26 protein-coding genes and 1 tRNA gene are annotated in these 25,672 nt (G+C 60.3%); 21 read left to right on the top strand and 6 right to left on the bottom strand.

Annotation, left to right across the window (positions count from 1 at the left end; all coding sequences use genetic code 11):
• Positions 1-37 precede the first annotated feature (37 nt).
• From GXP70_RS19580 to GXP70_RS19525, 12 genes are all read left to right on the top strand, one after another.
• The gene (locus GXP70_RS19580; RefSeq protein ID WP_162358396.1) at positions 38-409 is read left to right on the top strand and encodes a hypothetical protein; all 372 of its coding nucleotides are present in this window, start codon (positions 38-40) and stop codon (positions 407-409) included.
• 146 nt (positions 410-555) lie between these two features.
• The gene (locus GXP70_RS19575) at positions 556-969 is read left to right on the top strand and encodes a hypothetical protein (protein WP_162358395.1); all 414 of its coding nucleotides are present in this window, start codon (positions 556-558) and stop codon (positions 967-969) included.
• Positions 970-1,025: 56 nt separating this feature from the next.
• The gene (locus GXP70_RS19570) at positions 1,026-1,439 is read left to right on the top strand and encodes a hypothetical protein (RefSeq protein WP_162358394.1); all 414 of its coding nucleotides are present in this window, start codon (positions 1,026-1,028) and stop codon (positions 1,437-1,439) included.
• A 256-nt stretch (positions 1,440-1,695) separates the two neighbouring features.
• Positions 1,696-2,619, top strand: coding sequence for a GNAT family N-acetyltransferase (locus tag GXP70_RS19565; RefSeq protein ID WP_162358393.1), 924 nt, complete (start codon positions 1,696-1,698; stop codon positions 2,617-2,619).
• Positions 2,600-4,933, top strand: a complete 2,334-nt coding sequence (locus GXP70_RS19560) for a beta-ketoacyl-[acyl-carrier-protein] synthase family protein (protein ID WP_162358392.1) — start codon at positions 2,600-2,602, stop codon at positions 4,931-4,933. Before GXP70_RS19565 ends, GXP70_RS19560 begins: the two co-directional genes overlap by 20 nt.
• 36 nt (positions 4,934-4,969) lie before the next feature.
• Positions 4,970-5,296 carry a phosphopantetheine-binding protein gene (locus GXP70_RS19555; RefSeq protein WP_162358391.1) on the top strand — a complete coding sequence of 109 codons (327 nt, stop codon included), beginning with the start codon at positions 4,970-4,972 and terminating at the stop codon, positions 5,294-5,296.
• A gap of 5 nt (positions 5,297-5,301) precedes the next feature.
• Positions 5,302-6,045, top strand: coding sequence for an SDR family NAD(P)-dependent oxidoreductase (locus GXP70_RS19550; RefSeq protein ID WP_162358390.1), 744 nt, complete (start codon positions 5,302-5,304; stop codon positions 6,043-6,045).
• On the top strand, positions 6,042-6,785 hold the full coding sequence (locus GXP70_RS19545; RefSeq protein WP_162358389.1) for an SDR family oxidoreductase: 744 nt from the start codon (positions 6,042-6,044) through the stop codon (positions 6,783-6,785). Before GXP70_RS19550 ends, GXP70_RS19545 begins: the two co-directional genes overlap by 4 nt.
• Positions 6,786-6,815: 30 nt before the next feature.
• Entirely contained in the window at positions 6,816-7,217 is a 402-nt protein-coding gene (gene acpS, locus GXP70_RS19540; RefSeq protein ID WP_162358388.1) for a holo-ACP synthase, read from the top strand.
• A gap of 118 nt (positions 7,218-7,335) precedes the next feature.
• Positions 7,336-7,419, top strand: a tRNA-Leu gene (locus tag GXP70_RS19535).
• Positions 7,420-7,585: 166 nt separating this feature from the next.
• On the top strand, positions 7,586-8,002 hold the full coding sequence (locus GXP70_RS19530) for an exosporium protein C (RefSeq protein WP_162358387.1): 417 nt from the start codon (positions 7,586-7,588) through the stop codon (positions 8,000-8,002).
• 159 nt (positions 8,003-8,161) lie between these two features.
• Positions 8,162-8,992, top strand: coding sequence for a divergent polysaccharide deacetylase family protein (locus tag GXP70_RS19525; protein ID WP_225442482.1), 831 nt, complete (start codon positions 8,162-8,164; stop codon positions 8,990-8,992).
• On the opposite strand, the gene GXP70_RS19520 is transcribed toward GXP70_RS19525, so the two are convergent.
• Positions 8,960-9,751, bottom strand: a complete 792-nt coding sequence (locus GXP70_RS19520; RefSeq protein WP_162358386.1) for an N-acetylmuramoyl-L-alanine amidase family protein — start codon at positions 9,749-9,751, stop codon at positions 8,960-8,962. The genes GXP70_RS19525 and GXP70_RS19520 overlap by 33 nt on opposite strands.
• 160 nt (positions 9,752-9,911) lie before the next feature.
• On the opposite strand from GXP70_RS19520, the gene GXP70_RS19515 reads away from it, so the two are divergent.
• The gene (locus GXP70_RS19515) at positions 9,912-10,157 is read left to right on the top strand and encodes a YqzE family protein (protein ID WP_162358385.1); all 246 of its coding nucleotides are present in this window, start codon (positions 9,912-9,914) and stop codon (positions 10,155-10,157) included.
• Here the strand turns inward: GXP70_RS19515 and GXP70_RS19510 are convergent.
• The 3 genes from GXP70_RS19510 to GXP70_RS19500 all read right to left on the bottom strand — a co-directional run bounded on the left by GXP70_RS19510 (position 10,148) and on the right by GXP70_RS19500 (position 14,072).
• Entirely contained in the window at positions 10,148-11,095 is a 948-nt protein-coding gene (locus GXP70_RS19510) for a hypothetical protein (protein WP_162358384.1), read from the bottom strand. The two genes, GXP70_RS19515 and GXP70_RS19510, sit on opposite strands and share 10 nt — an antisense overlap.
• A 194-nt stretch (positions 11,096-11,289) precedes the next feature.
• Positions 11,290-12,237, bottom strand: a complete 948-nt coding sequence (locus GXP70_RS19505; RefSeq protein WP_162358383.1) for a YqhG family protein — start codon at positions 12,235-12,237, stop codon at positions 11,290-11,292.
• Complete coding sequence (locus GXP70_RS19500; protein WP_162358382.1) at positions 12,234-14,072, bottom strand: DEAD/DEAH box helicase; 1,839 nt, start codon at positions 14,070-14,072, stop codon at positions 12,234-12,236. Before GXP70_RS19500 ends, GXP70_RS19505 begins: the two co-directional genes overlap by 4 nt.
• Before the next feature lie 298 nt (positions 14,073-14,370).
• Between GXP70_RS19500 and GXP70_RS19495 the strand changes: the two genes are divergently transcribed.
• The 4 genes from GXP70_RS19495 to GXP70_RS19480 all read left to right on the top strand — a co-directional run bounded on the left by GXP70_RS19495 (position 14,371) and on the right by GXP70_RS19480 (position 18,023).
• On the top strand, positions 14,371-15,246 hold the full coding sequence (locus GXP70_RS19495) for an alpha/beta hydrolase (protein WP_162358381.1): 876 nt from the start codon (positions 14,371-14,373) through the stop codon (positions 15,244-15,246).
• 106 nt (positions 15,247-15,352) lie between these two features.
• Positions 15,353-16,621, top strand: a complete 1,269-nt coding sequence (locus GXP70_RS19490; protein WP_404822265.1) for an alkaline phosphatase — start codon at positions 15,353-15,355, stop codon at positions 16,619-16,621.
• 114 nt (positions 16,622-16,735) lie between these two features.
• Positions 16,736-17,503: a GNAT family N-acetyltransferase gene (locus tag GXP70_RS19485; protein ID WP_162358379.1), complete on the top strand. Its 768-nt coding sequence runs from the start codon at positions 16,736-16,738 to the stop codon at positions 17,501-17,503.
• A gap of 100 nt (positions 17,504-17,603) precedes the next feature.
• A complete protein-coding gene (locus tag GXP70_RS19480; protein ID WP_162358378.1) occupies positions 17,604-18,023 on the top strand; it encodes a DUF1284 domain-containing protein in 420 nt (139 codons plus the stop codon).
• 20 nt (positions 18,024-18,043) lie between these two features.
• Here the strand turns inward: GXP70_RS19480 and GXP70_RS19475 are convergent, their stop codons facing one another.
• Positions 18,044-18,943 (bottom strand): LysR family transcriptional regulator, encoded by a 900-nt coding sequence (locus GXP70_RS19475; RefSeq protein ID WP_162358377.1) that lies wholly within the window; start codon positions 18,941-18,943, stop codon positions 18,044-18,046.
• Between the two features lie 112 nt (positions 18,944-19,055).
• On the opposite strand from GXP70_RS19475, the gene GXP70_RS19470 reads away from it, so the two are divergent.
• The 3 genes from GXP70_RS19470 (at position 19,056) to GXP70_RS19460 (ending at position 22,652) form a co-directional block, all read left to right on the top strand.
• Positions 19,056-20,348, top strand: a complete 1,293-nt coding sequence (locus GXP70_RS19470) for an adenylosuccinate synthase (protein ID WP_162358376.1) — start codon at positions 19,056-19,058, stop codon at positions 20,346-20,348.
• Positions 20,349-20,372: 24 nt separating this feature from the next.
• A complete protein-coding gene (locus GXP70_RS19465; RefSeq protein WP_162358375.1) occupies positions 20,373-21,299 on the top strand; it encodes a cation diffusion facilitator family transporter in 927 nt (308 codons plus the stop codon).
• A 189-nt stretch (positions 21,300-21,488) separates the two neighbouring features.
• On the top strand, positions 21,489-22,652 hold the full coding sequence (locus tag GXP70_RS19460; protein ID WP_162358374.1) for a stalk domain-containing protein: 1,164 nt from the start codon (positions 21,489-21,491) through the stop codon (positions 22,650-22,652).
• Between the two features lie 233 nt (positions 22,653-22,885).
• On the opposite strand, the gene GXP70_RS19455 is transcribed toward GXP70_RS19460, so the two are convergent.
• On the bottom strand, positions 22,886-23,719 hold the full coding sequence (locus GXP70_RS19455; RefSeq protein WP_162358373.1) for an AraC family transcriptional regulator: 834 nt from the start codon (positions 23,717-23,719) through the stop codon (positions 22,886-22,888).
• A gap of 226 nt (positions 23,720-23,945) precedes the next feature.
• On the opposite strand from GXP70_RS19455, the gene GXP70_RS19450 reads away from it, so the two are divergent.
• Complete coding sequence (locus GXP70_RS19450) at positions 23,946-25,346, top strand: HEAT repeat domain-containing protein (RefSeq protein WP_162358372.1); 1,401 nt, start codon at positions 23,946-23,948, stop codon at positions 25,344-25,346.
• Positions 25,347-25,672: the final 326 nt, after the last annotated feature.

The following is a 25,672-nucleotide window of genomic DNA, read 5'->3' as shown; positions in this document are numbered from 1 at the left end:
CCGGGCAAGGAAGATCAAATTCGAGGAGGAATCGGCGATGAGTCGGAACCAGGAAGCATTTATGGAAGCAATCAGGAAAGTAAGCGCCCGGGCTGCGGTCGACCCGGCATTCAGAAGCTTATGCGCAAGCGACATCCATGCGGCGATCCGGCAGGAGAGCGGCATCGAGCTGCCGGCAAGCTTCACGATCGGCGTGCTCGATCCGTCGGCGAACATGTTGAATATCGTACTGCCCCCGATGGCAGGAGAAGAGGGCGAGTTGGGGGAAGACGAGCTCGGTCGCGTAGCGGGCGGGGTTAAAGGAACGGCGGCGGAAGGGTCCGGCGAGATGCCGCGAGACAGCGTCGGCATTATTCCCGGGCGGCCCGACACGGGCGGCATGATTTATTTCGGCGGCTTTCCTCAGTAGACGGTTTGTCCTGCCTGCACCTGCTTACCGATCGGGTGCGATCATCTTCACGGCCGTCCGGTTTGTCCGCGGCCTGCATATGCGTTCATTGTCCGGCTTTCTGCCGGGTTAATGATAAATAGCCATTATTCTTGGAGGTGTCAATCATGAGTTGGACGAAAGAAGCGGTTGAAGAAGCAGTGCGCAAAGTCGGCGCAAGAGCGGCGACGGACCTGGCGTTCAGAAGCCTGTGCGTCAGCAACATCCACGCGGCGATTCAGCAAGAGAGCGGCATCGAGGTGCCGGCGAGCTTCACGATCGGCGTGCTGGATCAATCGGCGCATCAGCTGAGCATCGTTCTGCCTCCCGTCGCAAGGGAAGCGGACGAGCTGCTGGAGAGCGAATTGGAAAGCGTGGCGGGCGGCAGCAAATCCGGCGCGAACGATTTCTTCACGGGCATCGCCACGGGGATCGCGTCCGTCGCGACGGGACAGCTGGTCGATACGCATTCTTCCGAAGAAACAGCCGGCAATATCGTCGGTCAAATCGTCGGTTCGCCGCTGATTCTGATTTCGTCGTAATCACTCGGCGCTAGAGGCAAGAACAACTTACCAACTTACTATGCGGAGGTAGAACGATGAGCTGGACCAAAGAAGCGTTTGAGGAAGCGGTACGTAAAGTCGGCGCAAGAGCGGCGACGGATCTGGCATTCAGAAGCTTGTGCGTGAGCGACATTCATGCGGCGATTCAGCAAGAAAGCGGCATCGAGGTGCCGGCAAGCTTCACGATCGGCGTGCTGGATCAGTCGGCGAACCAACTGAACATTATTTTGCCGCCAATTGCCAGAGATGCGGACGAATTGCTGGAAAGCGAGCTGGAGAGCGTAGCGGGCGGCAGCAAATCCGGCGCGAACGATTTCTTCAGCGGCATCGGCACGGGCGCGCTGGCGATGTTCGGCGAAGACACCGGCTACCGGCCGAACAGCGCGGAAGGCAACGCAGGCACGATCGTAGGCGCGATCTTGACCTTCCCTGCGGCATTGAGCCAGTAATCGATCCTTATTTCATTTCCGCGATTTAAGGCAAGCTTCGTCGGGCTGCGAAGAATCCCGAGCCTTCGGGGTTCTTCCTGCGGCCGGCGGTTTCACGTTGGCCGGCAAGGTCCGGCCAGCCATAAACGCAGAAAACAACTTGCGATTCGCATGCGAATAAGCGGCGGACGCTTTCATTATAGATTGCTAGGCCCGCAGCCGTGCGCCTCGGGAGCGCATCGGCGCAATACAACTGGAATAGGCGAGGGGATTGTTCATGTATAGCGTCAAACGATTGCGTGCCGCGGAATGCTCGCCTTATGAATCACTGACGTATCGCTACGCGCGTCCCTTGCTGTACCGGACGGATGCCGATAGTTCGGTCCTCGTCGTCGGGGCGGAATGGACGGAAGGGGAGCGCCAGGGGGAAGCGGCCGGGCTGGTCGTCCTCCAATGCGGGGAAGCCGGCGGAACCGCGGAGGTCGTATCCGTCTTCGTCAAAGCCGCCTTCCGCAGGCGCGGCATCGGCAGCGCGCTGCTCTGCGAAGCGGAACGGCTGCTACGGGACATGCATGTCGGACGGCTGGCGTTCACTTACTATTCGGGCAAGTCGATTACGCCTGCCTTGGAAGCTTTTCTGCGGCGCGAAGGCTGGTCCGAGCCGATGCCGGAAGGCAAAGTGTACAAGACCGATGCCCGTATCGCGGAAGCGCCCTGGATTCGGAAAACGGCCATGCCGAAAGGGATGCGTTCCTTCTACTGGCATGAGATCGATCGCGAGGAGAAAGAACGGCTCTTGGCGCTGGAAGGCAGCCTCTATCCGGCGTTTCTGTCGCCGTTCAAAACGAAGCTGCCGCCCGAGAACGGCAACAGCCTCGGCCTGCGGCTGCGCGGCGAAACGGTCGGCTGGTGCGTCAATTACCGAATCGCGGAAGACACGGTGCTGTACGACAGCGTGTTCGTGACGCCGGAGCTTCGTCTGACCGGCTGCGCGTTCATGCTCGTGGCGCAGTCGATCGCAATCCAGCTGGAACAGGGCATTCCGAATGCGATCTTTGCCGTGAACAGGCAATCCCCGTTCATGCGCAATCTGCTCGATCGCTGGCTGGAGCCGCATGCGACGAGCGTTGCGGAGCGAAGAACGGCTGCCAAAACGATATCTGCGCCGAGGGGGTTGGCCGATGGCATTATCAGCGAATAGGCAGCAGCGCGTGGCCATTACAGGAATGGGCATTCTGTGCGCGCTTGGCGGCCAATTCGACAGTGTCTTGTCCGCTATGCGAGCCGGGACGACGGGCATCGGCCCGGTGACGCGGTTTCCGACGGAACGGTTCCATTGCGGGATCGGCGCGGAGCTGCGCGAGGACGCTGCGGGCGCGTTCTTCAACGCGGAGCAGAGGCGGCGGTACGACCGGTGCGCGCAGTACGCGATTATCGCCGCCGATCGGGCGCTGCAGGACAGCTGTCTGGAACCGAACGGCGCGCTGACGAAGGGACGGCGCGTTGGCGCCGCGCTCGGAACGTGCAACGGCGGCATTTTGTCGCTTGAAGAGCAGTGGACGGTAACCGACCTCGATGAGCAGAAGACGGCCCGGTACCCGTTCTATCAGCAGGGCGACGATGTCGCGTCGTATTTCGGGCTGAACGGTCCCGTGACGACGATTCATACGGCGTGCGCGGCAAGCGGCAACGCGATCGGATTCGCGTACGATATGATCCGCTGGGGACATGCGGACGCGATGCTTGCGGGCGGTTCGGATCCGCTGTCGCATGCCGTGTTCTCCGGCTTCAACGTGCTTCGCGCCTTGAATCCGGTGCCGGCATCGCCGTTCGCGAGCCGGTTCGGGCTTAGCCTGGGCGAAGGGGCGGCGTTCGTCGTGCTGGAGCCGCTGGATCGCGCGTTGCAGCGGGGCGCGAACATCTATGCGGAGCTGTGCGGCTACGGGCTGAGCAACGACGCGTATCACGAGACGGCTCCGGATCCCGAGGGGCGCGGCATTCAGGCGGCGGTCGCGATGGCGCTTCGCTTGTCCGGCGCGGCTTCGTCACAGATCGGCTACGTCAACGCCCACGGCACAGGCACGCAGGCGAACGATCAGGCCGAAATCAAGGGGCTGCGCCGCGTATTCGGCGACGAACTCGGCAGCGTGCCGCTCAGCTCCAGCAAAGCGTATTTCGGCCATACGCTCGGCGCGGCGGCGGCGATCGAGCTCACGACTTCCCTGTACGCGATCCGTCACGGCTTGCTGCCTGCCACGCTCCATTACGACGAACCGCGCGAGGGCTGCGAAGGGCTTCATGTCATTGCCAATGACATGCGCGAAGGCCGGCCGGCGTACATGCTCAACAACAATTCCGCTTTCGGCGGCCATAATGCTTCGATCGTCGCGCGAACCGGCTTGGCGGACGACGCGGCATGCGATCCGATGCCGTATGACGCGAATCGGAGAATCGGCATTGTCGGCATCGGAGCCGTATTGGGCGGCGAGACGACAGCGGCGGCGGATCTTCCGCCTGGCGCTTGTTCCTTCTCGCTGAAAGCTTTCGATGCGTCCAAGTACGAGCGGCGGATGAACCGGCTCTGCCAATTCAGCATCGGCGCCGTGCAGACCGTGCTGGACGCTGCGGGCTGGAATGACGCAGGCGATGGCGGAGGAAGCAGGGACGGTGGAGGAAGCGGCGATTCCGACAACGACGATCCGGCAGGGAAGGAGATCGGCTTCGTCTACGGCACGGCGCGCGGCAGCACGGAGAGCATCGGCAAGTTTCTGCACAGCGTATTCGCAGGCGGGCCGGAATTTGCGAGCAGCATACATTTTCCGTATACGGTCATCAACTCCATTGCCGGCAAGACGGCGGAGAAGCTGGCGCTTCGCGGCTTCAGCAGCTCCCTCAGCAGCGGCGGAGCGGAGGGCATCCTAGCCGCGGCCTCCGCGTGCGGCAGCATCCGCAGCGGCGTGCACCGCCGATTCGTGATCGCCGCCGGCGAGGAATGGTCGCCGCTATCGGATCGGATCGACCGGGCCAAAGGACTGACGGACAGCCGCTATCATAAGCTGGAAGGCAGCGTTTGTCTCGCGCTGACGGCTATGGACGACGCCATGGGGCAAGGCTTGCCGGTCATTGCGGAGCTGAAGGGCTGCGGGATGGCATACGGCGAATATCCGTGCTCGCCGCGAACGGCGGATGCGCTGAAGCATTCGATCGAAGACGCGCTGGCGCAAGCGGGGCTCGCGATGGAGCGGATCGACGGCGTGCTCGTCGACAGCGTCGGCCGTCCGGGGGAATGGGAAGCGCAGCAGGCGATGATCCGTCAACGGTTTGAGGGGCGCGAGGTGCCCGTGATCAGCTTGAACGAGCAGCACGGCTTCGGCGAAGCGGTCAGTTCGATGCTGCTGCTCTCGACGGCCGCCGAGTGGGTGAGGCAGGGCAAGATGCAGATGACGCATATTCTCGCCGTCAGCATAGCGGTGAACGGCAATACGGCGGCGGCCGTGGTCGGCGCGGTCGGCTGACATTCGGTTCGATAACCTATACGAGGAGGAGACGGCATGCGGGACTGGTGCAAAGCGTCGCACGAGGAAATTAAAGTAACGGTGAAGCAGAAGCTGTTGATCGAACGGCTGGAATTGGAAGACGTGACCGCGGAAGACATCGACGACGAAGCGCCGCTGTTCGTCGAAGGGCTGGGTCTCGATTCGGTGGAAGCATTCGAAGTGATGGTCGGACTCGAGGTTGTCTTCGGGGTCATGGTGGAAGGCATTGAAACCTTGCAGTTGAAGGCGCATCTGCATAGCGTGGATTCCATCTCCCGTTTCATTAAACAATACGTCGAAGCGCAATTCCCTGCCGCGGCGGCCGCGGCAGGGGACAACTGACCCCGATGCCGCAGCATAATCGGGTTGCGATCGTTACAGGAGCCACGCGGGGAATCGGGAGAGCCGTGTTCGAACGCTATGCGGAAGCCGGGGCGGCCGTCGTCGGCGTCTACTCGAAGCGTGCCGACCTTGCGGAACGGATGGAAGCGGACATGGCGTCCAAATCGATGAAGGGCCGCCTCTACCGGGGAGCGGTCGACGATGCCGATTTTGTCCGATCGCTGATGCGCGACGTAAGGGAGCAATACGGGCGGATCGACATTCTCGTGAACAATGCCGGCATTGCGCGCGACAATCTGGCGATGATGATGACTGCCGAGGAATGGGATGCGGTGATGCAGACGAACCTCATGGGCACGCTGTTGTGCGCCGCGGAAGCCATTCCGTATATGCGGCGGCAGGGGGGCGGCGCGATCGTCAACGTCGTCTCCGTTTCCGGCATCCATGGCCGGGAAGCGCAGGCCAATTACAGCGCGGCCAAGGGAGCGGTGATCGGGCTGACGAAGCTGCTCGCGCGGCGCCATGCGCAGGAAGGGATTCGCATCCATGCGATAGCGCCGGGGATGGTCGACACCGAGATGACGGAGCGCGTGCCTGCAGGCAAAATGGACAATTTCCTGCACCATACGCATTTGAAACGCCAAGCGAAAGCATGCGAAATCGCGGAAACGATCGTTGCCCTCGCGAGCGGCGGGCACGGCTATCTGTCCGGACAAGTGCTGAAAGTAGACGGAGGGTTCTTGCGATGAGCGGAAAAGTATTGCTAACCAAGGGGGACGGGGCAATTAATTCGTCCGTCCTGCGCGGATTGCTGGAGCGCGGCTGCACGGTTGCGGTTGCCTGCAGGGAAGGCGAAGAGGCGGATGCAATCGTGAACGGGTTGTCCGACTGCGGCAATCGCGAACGGCTGGTGCCCCTGTTCCCGGCTGCCGAGGATGAGGCGGCCATTAAAGCGACGGTTGACGAGGCCGTCCGCCGTATGGGCGGAATGGATTACGCGATTCATGGCGTGGACCATTGGGACGAAGAGGAAGCGTACGACGGCGATGCGGCCGCGTTCGGCTTGAGAGCCGCCGCATCGCTTCGATCGCGCTTTCTGTACAGCCGCGCGGCGGCTGCGCATATGGCGCGCCATAAACACGGCCATATTGTGTTCCAGCTCATCGCGGATCGTTTCTATTATGCAGGCTGCGCTTCGAATCCGGTAACGAACAGCGGCACGATCACGCTCATGCGCACGCTCGCGAAGGAGATGTCGCCGTTTCGCGTCGGCGTCAATGCCGTTACGTTCGGCTGCTACGCGATGCCGGAAGGGCAGGCGGATCGAAAGCGGTTGAAGCAGCAATTGGAAATCCATGCGTTGAAGCCGTATTTGCCGCAGCCGGACGAACTGGCTGACGCTTCGCTTACGTGGCTGCTTCATGCATCGGGGCAGCTGGTCAGCGGGCAGAACATTCATTTCGGAGCGGGGATCGACACCGACCTGTAAGGCCGGCTTCAACCTGGGGGAGGCGATGAAGTGATTCGGGGTATCGGATTGGATCTCGCGGATATCGCGCGATTCGGCAAAATGGTCGGCGCGGGTAACGAAGCGTTCGTCAAGCAGCTGCTCACCGATCGGGAGATGGCTGTATACGCCGCGTTATCCGGCGATCGCAGGCGCGCCGAATTTCTGGCCGGCCGATTCGCGGCGAAGGAAGCGCTCATGAAGGCGCTTGGCTTGGATTTGCCGGAGGGCATCGGCATGCGCGATATCGAAGTGCTGCCGGATCGCTTGGGGAAGCCGGTTCTTGCGCTGTCCGAGGGCGTTCGCCGGCAGATCGATTACGATTACGCTTGCAGCTTAAGCATTACGCATACGGCGACGACGGCGGGAGCGGTCGTCGTGGTCGAACAGCGCGATCGGCAGGCCCGAGGATAATAAACTTGAGAAAGGTAGAAGGAACAACAAAAGGTAGAAGGAACGGTTGACTTTTCTCCCTCAACCTGATAAATTAATATTTATCGCTGAAAGAATTCAAGCGGTAACTGCCGAACATGCGGTCATGGCGGAATTGGCAGACGCGCTGGCTTCAGGTGCCAGTGGTAGCAATATCGTGGAGGTTCGAGTCCTCTTGACCGCATCCCATGAAAGCGAAACCCCCTCGAGAAATTCGAGGGGGTTTTTCATTGCCTGTTTCCGCAAGGTTACGTTCAACCGCGGGGCAAGTTACGGGATACTCGTCCATACCATTTACATGCCATTTTCATAGAATGAGGTATCTGGATGGAAGGGAGTTGAACTATCGAATGGCACAATTAATCGATTATAATGTCAGCGTTCCCGCAGTCGCGACGAACCAAGTGGCGATCACGGCTCCGCTTACGCCGGATAAAATCATTCTGGCCGAGCTTGGCATATTCGTGCTTCCGCAATTCGCGAACAATAACCGCGTGCAGCTGGTAGCGACGTTCGGCGCGCAAGCCATAACGAGCACGCCGCCGCTGCTGTTCCGCGTGTTTCGCGGCACGCAAGAAATTTACTACGGCGTGCATGGGCTGGAAGCCGGCTATGAACATTACGGCATGATAACGTTCCAAGTGATCGACATCAACGTTCCTGCCGGCGCGCACGGCTATTCGTTCTATGTCGAGAATCTGGAAGCGGACACCGAAGGTCAAATCATCGGCCCGATGAACGTCAGCGCCGCCGTATTCGCCGTTTAAGCGAACCGGCATCATAACCAGGCTGCCTCAACCGTCAAGGGAGACGATTGTTGGGACAGCCTTTCTTTGCGTTCCCGGTCATTCTGCCGAAGCGAATACATAAATTTCCTCCTTCTGACAAACAATGAATCCGATTCGTCAAGAAAGAGGGAGAATACGATGAACAAGAGAATGAGGCTTGCCGCCAGCTGCGCGGTGGGAGCCGCCGCGATTGCCATGACGGTAATCGGGGTCCCGGGTCAAGCGGGGTACGCCAAGGCGGAAGGCGGTCAGCAAGACGGCAAAGTCCAGCGTCAGGTGGCCATCGTCATCGACGACTTCGGCAACGGCATGACAGGCACGCAGGAGATGATGCAGCTGCCGGTGAAATTGACGACGGCGGTCATGCCGTTCATGCCGACGACGAAGCAGGATGCGGAGCTGGCGTATCGGCTCGGTCATGACGTCATCGTGCATATGCCGATGGAACCGGTCAGGGGCAAACCCGAGTGGCTGGGGCCTGGCGCCATCATGACGACGATGAACGATGCGGAAATCCGCAAACGGGTCGAAGCCGCGATCGACGATGTGCCGCATGCGGTCGGCATGAACAATCATATGGGCTCGAAGGTGACCGCCGACGAACGGGTGATGCGGGTGGTCTTGTCCGTCGTCAAGGAGCGGGGCTTGTTCTTCCTGGACAGCCGGACGACCTACAAGACGGTGCTGCCGAAACTGACGGCTGAAATGGGCGTGCCGCTGCTGTCCAACCAAGTGTTCCTCGACGATGTGTATTCGACGGCGCATATCGCCAAGCAGGTCGGCCTGCTGCGCAAATATTTGGAACAGAACGAGAGCTGCATCACGATCGGGCATGTCGGGCCGCCCGGGAAATTAACCGCGGCCGTGCTGAAGGACGCGATTCCCCGGATGCAGCCCGATACGCGTTTCGTGCGTTTGTCCCAGTTGCTGAAGCCGTCACCGGAGCAGGAGATAGTTCCTCACTCCTGAGGCGATGGCCGCCGCGATCTCCGTCTGCTTGACCGGATTCGTCAGCATCCGCCGGTCGCCTTCATGACTGATGAAGCCCATCTCCACGATGACGGCCGGCTTCTTCACGACATTGAGCAAATAGAAGGGCTTCCCTACACGGGGAAGCCCATGCGTGTTTTGCCTGCGGTTCAGCGCATCCTGTATGCAATATGCGAGCAGCGCGCTCTGGCCTTCGTTCTGATGCAGCACGAGCGGTCCGTATTCGGTGCGGTCGGGCGCCCAATTGACGTGGATGCTGATCAGAATTTGCGTGTCGATTTCCTTCGTCAGCTGGCTTCGCTGGGACAGGTCGCGCCGATGCCGGGACGAGGACGGATTCCAGCGGTTGTCGTCGCTGAGCGCATAGTCGCCATTCCGGTTCATGATCGCGCGAATGCCGCTGCCCTGCAGAAGCAGATACAATTTCTTCGCGACGGCTAAATTAATGTCTTTCTCGAGCAATTCTTCATGGTGCGCGCCGCCGTCGATGCCGCCGTGGCCCACGTCGATCAGCACTTGCGCCGTCGGCAGCGCGCGGCTGTAATCCGTCGGCAGCTTGCCGCCGCCGGAGCCGGCATGAAGCGAAGGGGCGGCTTGTCCTTCGGGCTGGCCGGTGCGCGACGGGTTGGACGGCTCGGCATACGAACGGTCCGGGAAGAGGCCGAACAGCAGGATAACGGCCGTACTTATCGTGATGCAAACGTGTAACGGGAGAGATTTCGTACGCAGGACGCGCATCGTTCACATCCTCCATTTCCAGATTGGTTGGCTATCCCTAGCGTGGCACAGACCAAGGAAACTCATTCATGTTTGAAAGGAATGAATCGCGGGGAAACTGTACAATAGCGAGCATGATTGACGTGCATTTCATTTTCATTGCGATGAGGAGCGTGCGAGCATGGACAAACCGGAAGAATACATCAAATTCATGACCGGCAAAATGGTGGATTATATCGAGATGCCGACGGAGCAGCGCAAAGAAAAACGCAAAAAAGCCAAAGCCGCTAAGGAGCCTTGGCTGACGCGCTGGTTCGGTCTCGGCGGCTTCGCGATTGCGCAGTGGCTGCAAGCGCGCGACAAGTCCGACGGCGAGCCTATCATTCAATCGATCGAGGAGCCGGCTGCCGACAGTCTCTACCGGTAGAAGCGGCCTTCCCGGTTCAAATGATCGAAGGAGATGTACCTCGTGCCGGGAAACGATTGATCGAAAGCGACGAACAGGCGGCTGTCGTTCCAGCGATGATAACCGACGGCCGGCAGCACGTACAGCACCGTCGAATTGAACAGCTCCGCCGTGTAGCGAATCTGGCTGAGCTTGTCCAGCATTTCGGTCAATCCTGCCAGCTGGCTCCGGGAGAGCGGAGCGTTGGTCAGCCAAGGCATGCGTTCGTAGGGATCGAAGGCTTGATTCGTGCGAACGGCATCAAGCGTGTACGGTCCCGGCAGCGCGGTCGTCTTATTGGTTGTCGTCGATTTTGCCGTGTCAAGCAGCTTTGTCTGCGCGAGCCAGTCTTCCTCGGTAACGGGCAGCGCTTCGCCGGTCCAGGCGTCCAAAAAATACGTTTCCCCGGCAGCCGTCTTCCATTTCCAGGCGGCCAGCATCGGGGAATGATAAAGCCGTTCCAGATGGAGCGGCTTTTTGGCGATTTCGCTGTAATTCTCGATCAAGCCTTGACGAATCAAGGCATTGTACATCGTATTGGGATCGAAGGCGGGATGGCTGCCGACGCCGTATTCGCCCAGCTGATAGCCGCCTTCCGGCGTCGCGTTCACGATCATGTAGCCGGCCGGCTTGCCGGCGGCGGTGAACGTTACGAGCCAGCCATGCGTGCCGGGGCCGAGCGGCGAAACGGTCTTCGCGGCGGATTTCCATGCCTGGAAGGCGGGCTGCTTCGCCAATTGATCGGCCCATGCTTGAATATGCTGCTGTAGTTCCGCGCCGGCGGCATGTTCATTCCCCATCGGTACGGCAGCTTTCGGCACGGAAGCGGCGTTCGCGGCAGCCGAAGAGGCTTGGACGGGATTGCCCGTCACCAGCATCGCCGTAATCGCGACGGCGGTTATTGCAGTCCATTGTCTCATAAACGGCACCACCTGCTGTTTCTGTAGAATGGTTGGCTTGCGAGCGGACGGACAAGCCTGACAACGTCATTGTAGCGCAACTTGCGCGGGGAGGTTGTTGGTTCCTGTCAGCGCTTACGGACAAGCCATGTTCTAATTTTGCCGGAATAAGGAGGACGCGCGAGGCCGGCGAACGGTTCTTGTCGCAATTCCGATTACCCGATGCCCTGCAGATAGAAAATGCCGCAGTTTATGGCGGAGACCGTGACGCGCGGCTCGTACTGCCAGCGGATTTCTTCTTGCCTGCGGTCGTACTGCTCCGCGATTCCCGCGCGCTGATCCTCATCGGCGCCTTCGATCAACGGCTCGTAATAATGCCGGATCGTCGCCAGTTCCTCCTCCAGCCGTTTGGCGGCGGCATCCGCCCAGCTGTAATCGTACGTCCGCAGCTTGCGCTCCAGCGTCGTCTCGGCGATGGCGGCCGCCTTGTGCAGCGTGAACGCATTCTTGGCCGTATGCACGTTCGGCGGCAGCTTCGGCGTCATCCGGTATTGCAGCAGCCGGTCGCTGAACTGTTCCATAACTTGGCCCGTCGCCAATGAAATACCGAAGGAATGGATTTCCTCGCGTTTCATGTCGCATTGGAATTCTACTTTCATATTAACCCCGAGCCATGCGCTGTAAGCAGTGGAGTGGAGCGGATGGCTCGTGCGCTTCTCCGGCTCCTGGAACAGGCACAGGTAGCTGCCGCCCGCCTTGACGGACTGGAACAGCTGCTCCAGCCTGCGCGAGCCGAAATACAAATCCTCCCGCGGCACGCGGGCGTTCGCGTTAAGCGAGCTGTTCAAGTAACCGAACGAACGGTTGAACGCGGCCTCGGAGGAATTCCCGGACGGCGTCGCGGGAAGAGCCGCCGCCGGTTTCTCGACGGCGGCCGCCGCGTCGTCGTACTTGGCCTTGTCGGTGACCAGCAGCATGGACATCGTCTCCGGCTCGGCGCCGGTGCGGTCGACGAAGCTCCAATAATAGGGCCGGTTCGTCAGATCGCGGTCGGCGCGTGGCGACAGCTTCACTTGGAAATGCGCCGGCGATTTCTCGATAATCCGGCAGTCCATCGCCTCCAGGTACCGCTGGACAAACTTATGAATTTGGCGTTCGTTCACGGTCTCACCTCGATCGATTGTCCGACGGCGTTCATGACGGCATTGACGGCGCCGAGATCAACGGGTTCTTCGAGCTCCACTTCGTCCCGGATGCGGCTGAGCGAATTGCCGAGCTCGTCGATGCTATGCTTGAGCGCGTCCTTGTTCGCGCCCGATTCCAGCATGAGGCGGGCAAGCCGCTGCTCCAGCGACTCGTTCTTCTGCTCGAACCGTTCCAGAATATGATCCAGCTCCCCGATGACGAGCTCGAACAGGTTGATTTTCTCATGGAGCAGGCTGACGATATGCTCTTCGATCGTGCCGACGGTGCACAAGTTGTAGATATGGACGTCGTTCGTCTGGCCGAGCCGGTGCACGCGCCCGATCCGCTGCTCGACCCGCATCGGGTTCCAAGGCAGGTCGAAGTTGATCATATGGTGGCAGAACTGCAGGTTGATCCCTTCGCCTCCGGCTTCCGTCGCGATCAGCACCTGGGCGCGGCCGCGGAACAGGTCCATCATCCAGTCCTTCTTCCCGCGGTTCATGCCGCCCCGGTACGGCACGGCGACCAGGTTGTGCGACCGGAAATACTGAAGCAGGTACTCCTGCGTGGCGCGGTATTCCGTGAAAATGATCACTTTGTCGTTCATCTGGCGAATAAGCTCCATCGCCTTCTCGGCTTTGGTGTTGGCGTTAATGCCGCGGATGACCTCGACCAGCTGCCATATTTTCGCGCGGATCGGCGAATCCTCGGCCGTCTTCTTGAACATGTTCACCAGCGTGAGGAACACGGCGTCGCGGCTGCTGCACACTTCCCGCTGCAGCGTGACGAGCGAGAGCATGCTCGTCCAATCGCCTTGCGACTCGTCATACCGTTCCTGCACGAAGCTCGTGACGGCATCATAGAGCGCCTGCTCGTCACCGGAGAGCTGGAGCGGCACGTTCTTGACGATTCGTCTCGTGAAATGAATGCCGCCGTCGCCGCGGCGGTTGCGGATCATGACGGCTTGCAGCGCTTCCTGCAGCTGGTCTTCGTTCTTCGGCAGCCGCTTGTCGACGACGAAGTTCGCCGCGAATTCGCTCTGTCCGCCGAGCTGGCCCGGCTTCAGCAGCGTGATGAGATTATAGAGCTCGTCCAGGTCGTTCTGTACCGGCGTCGCGGTCAGGAGCAGGCAGTATTTCTTGCGCAGCAGGTTGACGAATTGGTAGTTGGTCGTCTTCTTGTTCTTCAATTTATGGGCTTCGTCGATGATGAGCATGTCGTAATCCTGGCCGAGCAGCTTCTCGCGGTGCGGGTCGCGCTTGGCGGTATCGATCGAGGCGACGACGACGTCATAGCCCCAGGAATGCTCTTTCTTCTGCGCGAAGGCGGAAATGCCGAATTTCGTGTTCAGCTCGCGCACCCATTGCAGCACGAGCGAAGCCGGAACGAGAATGAGCGCGCGTTTCACGAGACCGCGAACCATATATTCTTTGAGCACGAGCCCGGCTTCGATCGTCTTGCCGAGACCGACCTCGTCGGCGAGGATCGCCCGGCCGCTCATGTCGTGCAGCACTTTGCGGGCGGTGCTGATCTGATGCGGCATCGGCTCGAACGACGGGAGGCTGCGCAAGCATTGCAAGTCGTCGAAGCTGCCGATCAGCTTGGCTTGTTCCGCTTCTACCGCAAGCTGATGCATCGTCCAGTCGTCCCAGGGGCCGTTGCGGTCGACGCGCTCCTGCAGCTGCGTCAGCCACGTACGGTCGTATTGCAGTTCGACGCTGGGATGGAGCTTGCGTTTGGCGGTCGCGAAGCCTGCGGGAGAGGTAGAGGAAGGGAGCTGTTCTCCCTTGGCGGAATCCGTATTCGATTGCATAGAGGGCGGAACTCCTTTCTTATGAGATTCCGGCTAGCGGGTCCTCCGGGGATGATCGTAACCCTGGAAGGCGGCGGTCGATTCACTTTGACGGAAACGGTATGCGATTAGTATGACCGTTCAGCGCGGAATTCATAAGGGCGGCAGGCAGGAGAAGCCCCGCGACAGGATGAACAGCCGATACCGGCTGAGAGGATCATAGGCGGCTTGCGGCGGATGCGGCGGAAGGGATATCCGTACTCGTCCGCGAATACATCAATAAACGAGAGGATCTTCGATGAAGAGGGAGGCCAGCGGCATGAGGGCAAGCGGGAAGGAAACGAGAGCGTACAAGCAGCTGGATGGAGGCGGCTCCATCCTGGCCGATATTTACGATCAAGGCGCCGGATCGCCGGTCATCGTCTACATTCACGGCGGCGCATTGATATTCGGGACGCGCGCCTGGCTGCCCAAGGAACAAATCGATCGCTACGCCGCGGCGGGCTTCAGCATCGTCAACATCGATTATCGATTGGCTCCCGAGACGAAGCTGGAGTCGATCGTGCAGGACATTCGGGATGCGCTCCATTGGGTTCGGACGACGGCGCCGCGGCGGCATGGCTTCGATCCGGAACGGATGGCGATCGTCGGCAGCTCCGCCGGAGGCTACCTCGGTCTGCTCGCGGGCACATGGGAGCTTAAGCCGAAGGCGATCGTCTCGTTCTACGGTTACGGGGATATCAAGGGCGACTGGTATACGCAGCCGAGCGCCTTCTATTGCAGCCGGCCGACGGTCAGCCGAACCGAGGCGTTCTCGCATGCGGGAGAGAGCGAAAGGACGGAAGGCGCGTTCGAGCGGTTCCCGTTCTATCTCTATTGCCGGCAGCAGGGAACCTGGGTGCGGGAGGTGTCCGGCCTGGACCCGCTGCTGCACGAGCGCGCCGTAGGCGCATATAATCCGGTAGAGCTCCTGACGCCGGATTATCCGCCGACGCTGCTGCTGCACGGCGACCAAGATACGGACGTGCCTTACGAACAGTCCGTGCTCATGTACAAGCGGTTGAAGGAACAAGGCGTCCCCGCCAAGCTGATTACGATCGAGGACGCCGACCATGCTTTCGACAACCGGTTCGAAGCGCCGGCCGTTCAGCAAGCGTTCGATACGGTCATCGATTTCCTGCGGCAGCATGTGTAAGATCGGATGACGGATCCCAGTTATTAACAGGAACTTCATAAGTCTCGTACAATCCCTTAACAGTGTCGTTCTATGATGCTAATGATAAGAGATTAGGAGGCGAATGATGTTGAAATCCAGATTCGGTTGGAAAAGTTCGGCAATCGGCATTACGGCCGCAGCGCTTGTGATCGCAAGCTTCACGGCGGCGCATGACGACAATGAAGCGGCAGCGGCATCGAAGCAAGCGAAGAACGTCATTCTGTTCGTAGGCGACGGCATGGGTACGGCCCAGCGCGACGCCATCCGTCTTGCGACAGTCGGCGAGAACGGCCAGCTGGCGATGGACGACATGCCTTACCTCGGCTTGATTCATACGAGCTCCACGACGCCTGTTACCGACTCGGCTGCGGCGGCTACCGCTTTCGCAAGCGGCGTGAAGACGTACAATGGCGCAGTCGGCATGGACGCCAACAAGAAGAGCGTCAAAACGATCATGGAATACGCGAAGGAAATGGGCAAGTCCACCGGCTTGGTCACGACGAGCCAAATTACGGATGCGACGCCGGCTGCGTTCGCTTCCCACGTTGAAGACCGCGGCAAGCAAAGCGACATCGCGCTGCAATATTTGACGAAATCGAAAGTCGACGTGCTGCTTGGCGGCGGCGAAGACTTCTGGTATCCGGCAGGACAACCCGGCGGCTTCAAAGACGGACAGCCCGATGATCCGTCCGAGAAAAGCAAAGGCACGCAGGGCAACCTCGTCGACAAAGCGAAGTCGCTCGGCTACGCGTACGTGAAGAACACGACGGACATGAAGAAAGCCAAGAACGGCGGCAAGCTGCTCGGCCTGTTCGCCAACGAAGAAATGTTCCAGCAGCGTCCGGAAGGCGAAGGCGACATCTACAATCCGGTCGTCTCCCTGCCTGACATGACGAAGAAGGCGATCGAGTCGCTGTCCGCGAACAAAAAAGGCTTCTTCCTGATGGTCGAAGAGGAAGCAACGGACGAAATGGCGCACCAAAACAACGCGAAGCTGACGATCAAAGCCGGCCAACAGCTGGATCAATCGGTACGCATCGCGAAGAACTTCGCGGCTTCGCATCCGGATACGCTCGTCCTCGTGCTGGCCGACCATGAAACCGGCGGCTTCTCGATCGAAGAGGTCGATGCCAACGACGAATCCGGGGATGCCATCTCCAAAGAAGACGGACCGTTCGCCATCGCGAAATCGAAGATGAATTTCGTCGTGGACTGGACGACTTCCGGCCATACGGCGGTTGACGTTCCGGTTACGGTAACGGGAACGGGCGCCGAATTGTTCTCCGGCGTATACGAGAACACGGGGATATTCACGCGTTTGGCGCAAGCAATGGGCGTCAAGCTGCCCAAATAACGACGCCGATCACGGATCGGAAAGCTGCCGCCATCAACGGGGGCAGTTTTTTTGTGTTGAATTTTAATTATACCGGATGTATATTTATTCATAATTATGGGGAGGTGCGATGGCATGACGGTCGATATGGAAGAGTTGACGATGAACGCTTGGCCGGCCCGGCAGACGGCGATGCTCGGCGGATGGCTGCTGCGCTTGGCGGAAGGCTTCACGAAGCGGGCCAATTCCGTTCATCCGTTCTATGGCGGAGAAGAATCGGGGGAGTCGCTGCAGCGGAAAATCGCTGCTTGCGAGGCGTTCTACGGCCGGGCGGGACAGGATACGATTTTTAAAATGACGCCGTTCGCGCCGGACAGCCTTGATCGCGCGCTGGAAGAACGCGGCTACGTGCTGCGGGATCCTTCGCGTGTTATGCTGTTAACGGGCCTTGCGGCGCTGCGGACGCCCGCCAGCCGCGAGACCGGCATCGCGATCGAATGCGAACCCCTGCTGCCGTACGGGTGGCTGGCGAATATGTGCGGCTACGCCGGCATTCCGCCGCAATTTGAAGGCTCGGCCGCCCGGATCATGCAATCCATTACGATGGAGACCGGTTATTTTACGCTCTATGCGCAAGGCGTGCCGGCTGCCTTCGGTCTTGCCGTTATGGAGAGGGGCTATGTCGGCCTGTACGATATCGTAACCGCGCCGAACATGCGCGGCCGCGGATACGGCGAACGGCTGCTGCTGCATATGCTGCACTGGGCCAGGAAACAAGGCGCCGTGCGCAGTTACCTGCAGGTCGTGCGAAGCAATGAGCCGGCGAACCGATTGTACGAGAAATTGAACTACAAGGAGCTGTACCCGTATTGGTATCGCGTCAAACCGCGGGCTTCGCAGTAGCGTTGCCGATGAATAAGAGGCTGTGAACGAGAGCCGATGGACGAGCCGACGATCAAGAACGGATGAATGAGATCGATAATGGAAAGGAGCGTGCACCAGCATGACGATAGAGCTTCGCGGCCATCATCTGCTATGCTTGCTGGGGTTTAGGGGGATGGGCTATTCGGAAGCTTATGCGGCGAACATGGCCCTCGTATACAACCGGCTGCGCGACAAGCCCGATACGGCCGTGACGATCGTCGCGGGGCCGGACCAGCTGTGCGCGTGTTTCCCGGCGGACGACGAGCCGCACTGCGAGAACGCCTCGGTCGCCCGCCTCGACGAGCGCGCGCTGGCCAAGCTGGGCTTGCGCGTTGGCCTTACGCTGCCGTGGTCGGCCGTTATCGAACGGGTGCGCGGCAGCGTCGAGCCCGAGGACATCAACGTGCTGTGCCATACATGCGAATGGCGGTCCTATGGCGTATGCGAGGCCGGGGTACGGACGGTGAAGCGCGGAGAAGCGCTTCCGCCGCTGCCATAGCGCCGCAGCGGCCGCTCGTCCTATTCCCCCGCCCCGGCTGCCGGCAGAAGGGCGAGGAAGCGCTTCGCCGCTTCGGAGCGGGGGACGCCGTGAAGCGTAGCGATGCCGATTCCTCGCGGCGGCACCGGTTCGGCGAGCGGAATTTCGACGAGGTCGCCCGCAAGCAATTCCCCGCGATAATAGTCCCGCACGACGAACGCAAGTCCGAGTCCGCTCTTCGCGAAATCCGCTAGCAGGTCCATGCTGCCCAGCTCAAGCTCGGGCTCCAGCTTTACGCCGCATGATTCGGCATGCCTGTCCAGATGCCGCCGCGTGCTCGTCCCTCCCTCCAGCATCAGGAGCGGGTATTGCGCCAGTTCCGCCAGCTTCAGCGGCCTGCCCGCCAGCCCGGCGTATTTGCGCCCGCCGACCAGGCAGTCCTGCTGCGGCGAGCTGACCGCAATCTCCGTTCTGCCATCCGCGGCGGGCAGGTTGACGATGCCGAGGTCGATCGCCCCTTCCCGCAATAACGCGAGCGTCTCCGGCGTCGTCCGGTTCGTCACGCGGATGCGAATTTGCGGATACGCGCGGTGATACCGCTCCAGATAAGGGAGCAGATAATGCTTGCACAGCGAGTCGCCCGCGCCGATCCGAATTTCCCCGAATGCGAGCTGATGCATTTCAAGCAGCTTTTTCTCGCCGGCCGCAACGAAATTGAACGCCTGCTCCACGTAACGGTACAGCAGCTCGCCTTCCGCCGTGAGCTGAACGCCCCGCGCGCCGCGGATAAACAGCGGTCCGCCGAGCATGTCCTCCAGCTGCTTGATCGTGTGGCTGACCGCGGGCTGCGTAATATGCAGCTTCCCGGCCGCGCGCGACAGGCTGCCCGTCTTGGCGCACCAATAGAAGCTGCGGTACCACTCCAGATTGATTTCCGGCATAGTTATTACCTCATTTGATAGCTCATATTATTTATATCAATTATTCTTATGCTATTGTCTCCATTATAATCAACCTTGCAGCATAATCACAGGGGCAAGGGGAGATCGGGCAATGACGGTTACGGCAGTCGCAGGAGCGAATTGGGGAGACGAAGGCAAAGGGAAGGTGACGGATATTTTGGCCGCGGACGCTTCGTTCGTGGTCCGTTACCAGGGAGGCAGCAACGCGGGGCATACGATTATGAACGATTACGGCAAATTCGTGCTGCGGATGCTGCCATCGGGCGTTTTTTATCCATCCGCAACGAATGTGATCGGTCCGGGAACGGCGCTGGACATCGAGGTGCTGCTCCATGAACTGGCGGAGCTGGAGAAGCGGGGAGTTCCTGCGCCGGCGATCGCTATATCCGACAGGGCGCAGGTCGTCATGCCGTACCATCGGCTGTTCGATCGGCTGGAGGAAGAGCGCCTCGGCGGGGCAAGCTTCGGTTCGACGAGGCGCGGCATCGCGCCGTTCTATGCGGATAAGTACGCCAAGCTGGGCGTACAAGCGTCCGATCTGTACGACGAAGACCGCTTGCGGCGCCGTCTGGAGCAGTCGCTTGCCAGCAAGAACGTGCTGCTTCGGCACTTGTACGGACATGAACCGCTCTCGGCCGAGGCGCTGCTTCCGGAGCTGATGGCATCCGGCGCCCGAATCGCGCGGTACGTAACGGATACGACGGCGCTTCTGCACCGGGCGCGCGCGGCAGGCCAACGCATTATCGTCGAAGGCCAGCTCGGCGCGCTTCGCGACCCCGATCACGGCATTTATCCATTCACCACCTCGTCGTCCACGCTGGCGGGGTTCGCGTCGGTCGGCGCGGGGCTGCCGCCCGGGTCGATCGCCGACATCGTCGCCGTTACGAAAGCGTACTCCAGCTGCGTCGGCGCCGGGCCGTTCGTCGTGGAGCTGCATGGTCCGGAAGCGGAAGAGCTCCGGCGCCGTGGCGGCGATGCCGGCGAATACGGGGCCGTTACGGGCCGGCCAAGGCGAGTCGGCTGGTTCGACGCCGTGGCGACCCGTTACGGCTGCAGCCTGCAGGGCGCGACATCGGTCACGCTGACGAATTTGGACGTGCTCGGGTATTTGGCGGAAATTCCGGTTTGCGAGGCGTATCGGCTGCCGGACGGTACCGTTACCGGCGATTTTCCGGCGACGGCGCCGCTGGAAGCGGCCGAACCGGTCATGACCGCGCTGCCGGGCTGGCAATGCGACATTTCCGCGGCGCGCTCGTTCGACGAGCTGCCGCCGCAAGCGCAGGCCTATGTCCGCCGCATCGAGACGCTGCTCGGCGTCCCGATCACGCGTATTTCGGTCGGGCCGCGGCGCGAGCAAATCATTTCGCGCATAGACTGCATTTGATTTGTAACGGGAAAGAATGGTAAGATGCCCTACGAGAACAGAGAGGAATTGAGGAGAGACAGCTTGGAAAATCGTTCTTCAATCATCGCCATGTGGATTTCTCTGCTCAGCAATGTCTTTCTTACGGGCATGAAACTGATCGTGGGCATTCTGTTCAAAAGCCAGGTGCTGATCGCGGACGGGATCCATAATGCCGGCGACATCATCGCCACCGCGACCGCGTACAGCTCGATGCGGCTCTCCGGCAAGCCGCCGGACGAAGATCATCCGTACGGACACGGCAAAGCCGAAGTGATTGGGGCGGGGGTCGTGGCGTTCATCCTCGTCATCGCGGCGCTCTACATGGGCTATCACGCCGTTCTGGCCTTCTTCCGGCCGCCGGGCGAAGCGCATCTGATCGCGCTGACGGCGGCGATCGTCTCGCTCCTCGTCAAGCAGGTGCTGTACGTCTATACGAAGCGGATCGCGGACCGCGTCAACAGCAAAGCGCTTAAGGCGACGGCTTACGACCATCTGGCGGACGTGTACGCTTCCCTGGCGGCGACGGTCGGCATCGGACTCGCCTGGATCGGCGAGCGGAACGGCGTCGATTGGCTGAGCTACGGCGATCCGGCCGCGGGCGTCATCGTCTCGTTCCTCGTCCTGAAGCTCGGCTTCGACATGGCGCGGGAAACGGTCGACGTGCTGATGGATAAGAGTCTGAGCCCCGATAAGATCGAAGATATTCTGGAGCATATCCGCGAGGTGCGCGAAGTGAAGCGGATCGACCGGCTTCGCGCGCGCGAGCATGGACATTACGTGCTCGTGGACGCGAGAGTGGCGGTGCACGGCACGCTCACCATCCAGGAAGGGCATGACATCATCCGGGAGATCAAGAAGAGAGTGCGGGACGCCCATCCCGAGGTGGACGAGGTGCTCGTTCATTTGAATCCGTGGTACGAGAATGAATGAATCGAACCGTCCGGCCGGCATGGATGCCTTCCATGCCGGTTTTGTCGTCCATCGGGCCGCTATCGTCGTCATTCGGGATGGCGCCGAAGAATCCAAAAGGTCAAGCTGCAACCTTTTCCATCCCCCGCGCGTCTAGGGACATGTAAGATCTTACAACATCATTGCGAACAGCGGGAGGAGCAGGAATTTATGAATAAGAAGAAAGTCATTATCGTCGCTACGCTTGCAGGGCTGCTAGGCTCGGCGGTCGCCGCGGAAGCTTCGGGCTTCTTGCAGAAGGTGAATGGATTCGTCAGGAGCGATGTCAAAGTCACGGTAGACGGCGAGCAAACCTCGCTGAAGCCTGTATTTATTAACGGTCAAGCCTACTTGCCTGCGAAGAGCGAGGCGGACGCGCTCGGCTACGACGTTCGCTATGATGCGAAGGATAAGACCTTGTCGCTTACGTCAAGAGACGGAGGCAATGACGGCGGCGGAAACGGTAATGGAAACGGCGGTCAGGAAGAGGCGAACTACATGACGCTCGCGGGCATCATTCAAGGCGTGAATAAACTGCCGAACGGTTCGTACCAGCTGGATGTCATCGGCAAAGGCACGAACAGATGGGTGATCCTGACAGTGGACAAGGATACGCAGCTGACGGGCGCGAACGGTCAAGCCGCGGAGATGAGCGCGCTGAAGGCCGGCACGGAAATTACCGCGGCGTACGGACCGGTCATGGCACTCAGCTATCCGGGACAATCTCATGCCGCGAAGGTGACGCTCGGCAGCGAGCACTTGATCAAAGAAGACGCCGTGCAAACGGTGAAACATACGAATGACGGGTGGCAGGTGACGCTTGGGAAGGCCGCGGACGGCGATTCGCTGTCGTCGGTCGTGCTGAACGCGGGCAAAGAAACGAGCGTTGTCGATAAGGAAGGGCAGCCGGTCGCTTGGGAGAACGTGAAGGCCGGCATGAGGGTGCGCGCCTACTACGGCCCGATGATGACGAAGAGCCTGCCGCCGATCAGCCCGCTGTTCTACCTGGTCGTGCTCGGGGATCAAGCGGACGCGCTTACGCCGGCAGCCGTTGGCGAATTCCGGACGCTCGCCTGGAACAAGCTTACGAACGAGCAGAAGAAGCATGTGACGACGAAGCAAGCCGATGCCGAAGTGAGCCTCGTGAACGCGGCCGATTCCGGCGTCCTGGCTTCGACCGACGAAGCGAAGCAGCTGCTGCAGGCAGCGAAGGATCGCGGCGGCAAGCTCGCGGCCGTCACGTACGCGACGGATCAGGACCAGCTGCTCGGACCGCTGACGGTCGTATACGATCTGGATTCGAAGACCTTCATCGGATTCAATATCCGCAAATAATCCATCGGCCGCGATGCGTGCCGAACGAACGATTGAACGCCTCTTGGGACGACCAAGAGGCGTTTTTATGCGGAAGCGCGCCATTTGCAGCAGGGATCGCGACAAAGGCTATCTCCGGAAGCTTGGCTTAAAGCCGCTTATTGGAGATAGCCTTTGTCTTGTACCGTGGCGCAGCGCGCAATGACGGGCAGCGCAAGAGGATGACCGGCCTCGGTCATGCGCATTGAGCGCGTTTAACCGCCGTTCAGCAGCCGGTATTCCGTCGGGCTTTGGCCCGTCTCCTTGCGGAAGAACTTCGCGAAATGGTTCGTTTCCTTGAAGCCCGTCTGATCCGCGACGTCCTTGATGCTGAGCGAGGTCGTGGTGAGCAGGATTTTCGCCTTGTCCGCGCGCCGGCGGTTCATGTACTTGAGCGGCGAGACGCCGAAGTGCTTCTTGAAATACGCGATAAAATAATTCGGATGCAGATGCGCCGCCCGCGCCATGTCTTCGACTTTCAAGCTGCTGTCCATATGGCCGTCGATGTAGGACTGGATGAACTGAATGCGCTTCAAGTCCTCCGAGCGATGCTGAAGAATGGTGATCGGCACATGCTCCAGATAGCGCGCGATTATTTCCAGCATGACGGATTTCTCGCGCAGCCGCGAGATGACGGAATCGTTGGCGCGCAGGCTGACGAGCAGCTTGAAGAGCGCCGTCATTTCCTCGCGGTCCGCGATCGGGATCGACAAGGGCGCGCCGATCCATTGGAACAAGTCGAACGGGCCGATCGACGCCGTGAAGTGGCACCAATATTTCAGGAACGGCGGCCGGCCCTTCTGCGCGGCATACGACTGGATGACGTGCGCGGGCAGCATGCACAGATCGCCGGGGGTTGGCGTCAGCTCCGTCGCGCCGGATTTCAGCCAGCCTTCGCCCTCGACGATGTAATAGAACTTATTGTATTCCGGCACGAAGTCATAATCATGCCAGTCATGCGTCACCTGCGTCTTGAAGGCGGAGATGACATCGATTTGCAGCGTATGCAGCAGGTCGGTCAAGGCGCTGTGCTCGCGTTTCATGTTCATGGGGGTCTCCTTACACTGGCGGTCAGCCGCGGTGCGTAAGGCGTGCGTCGCATCGCGCGCCATCCGGCTTGACCGTCGTTATGGCTCTATCATAGTCGATTTTGGCCGGCGGGGGAACGTACACCTTAACTTTGGCACCTTCATTCTTAGCCCTATCCATTTGAAAGCGTCTTCCCCGAATCTATAATGAAGGGGAAGAAAGAACCCCAAGGAGGACGATCGAACGATGGCACAGCAGCCGCTATTACTGAATGACGAACAGATGAAATCTTTCATTGCCAACGGATTTCTTATTCTCAAAACTGATTTTCCCCGCGAGTTTCACGACCGGCTCGTGACGCAGCTGAACGAAATATACGATAAAGAAGGCAATCCGGGCAACAACATTTTGCCGCGTATCCGCGATTTGCAGCGGGTGTTCGAGCATCCGGTCATTACGGGCGCGCTGACGAGCGTTCTTGGCCCGGAATACTTGCTCCATACGCATCGCCACGGCCATTACAATTCCATTCCGACGCCGGGCGGCTGGCACAAAGACAGCTATTGGGGCTACAACCGGCTGCGCAACCACCATCCGTGGTGGGCGATGATCATGTACTTCCCGCAAGATACGCCGTCCGAGCTCGGACCGACCGGCGTGCTGCCGGGAACGCATTACGAGGACAGACGCAATTTCGCTTCCGACGAGATGGAGGAAGAAGCGACGGCGAAAGGCGAAGCGGGCACGTTCGCGCTCATCCACTACGATATTTGGCATCGCTCGACGCCGAACTTGCTCGGCAACCCGCGCTTCATGCTCAAGTTCGAATTCATGCGCACGCAAGCGCCGACGGTTCCGACTTGGGACAACCAAGCGCCGGAAATCGGAGATATCGCGTCCGTAGGCGGGCGTCCGGCATATCAGCCGATCGCCGAGGACGTATGGAACTGGCTTTCCGGCCGCGCGGCTTCGCGCGTGAACAGCCTTCCGGCCGATGCCGAAGCCGTTGCGGCGCTCGCTTCCCGCATGGCGGAAGGAACCGAGCCGGAAGCGCTTGGCGCGTCGTACGACCTGGCGGCAAGCGGCCTGGCGGGCATCGGCGCGCTGCTCGAAGCGCTGCATGGCGAATCGAAGCGGGTCTCGCGCATCGCATCGTACGGCTTGTCGACCGCCGGTTCGGATGCCGTCGCCGGATTGACGGCGGCGCTGGCGAGCGATAACGAGACGACGGTCAACCACGCCGCCTTCGCGCTCTCCGAGCTGCGCGGCTACGCCGAGAGCGCCGTGCCGAAAGTGGCATCGCTCATGAATCACCCGTCGGCCGTCATTCGCCGCACGGCCGTGGACGCGCTCGGCATCATGAGCATTAATCCGCAATCCGTCGTGCCGGCGCTCATTCAAGCGCTGTCGGACGAAGATACGCAGGTGCGGTTCATGGCCGGCTTGGCGCTGGTCCGCATCGGCGCAGCCGCTGCCGACGCAGTGCCGGCGCTCGCTGCCTCGCTGGAGGACGAGAACCGCTACGTGCGCGGCCATGCGCTGGAAGCGCTGCGCCGGATCGGCACGAAGGATGCGCATGACGTGCTGCTTCACGAGCTGTTCAACACGCGCTGGTGCTCCGACACGACGCCTGCGAGCACCTTCTAATCCGTCTCGAATACAGTCTTGCATAAGCTTCGCGTTCGCGGCGCGGGCAAACGGGATTCATCGTACCGTTTGCCCGCGCCGTCTTGTGCTGCCAACGAATGCGAAGGCAAGCCCGCGTTTGGAGGCGCTTAGCTGCTGGACAAGCGCAAGCTCGTGAACCTACGTCAACACGCGCGCAGCCTGGCTGACGCAATCAAGCGCCGTTGCTTGCGATTTCTTTGCCGCTGTCGACGATGGCGCAGCAGCTATGCGGGATAGGCGAACAGGCGACGCAGCAGCTGCATCGCCTGTACTTGCCCGTGCTAGCCTTAACTAGCCTATACTAA

Origin of the sequence: Paenibacillus lycopersici (assembly GCF_010119935.1) — a bacterium.
Classification (GTDB): domain Bacteria; phylum Bacillota; class Bacilli; order Paenibacillales; family Paenibacillaceae; genus Paenibacillus_Z; species Paenibacillus_Z lycopersici.
This window is presented reverse-complemented; position numbering and strand designations above follow the sequence as displayed.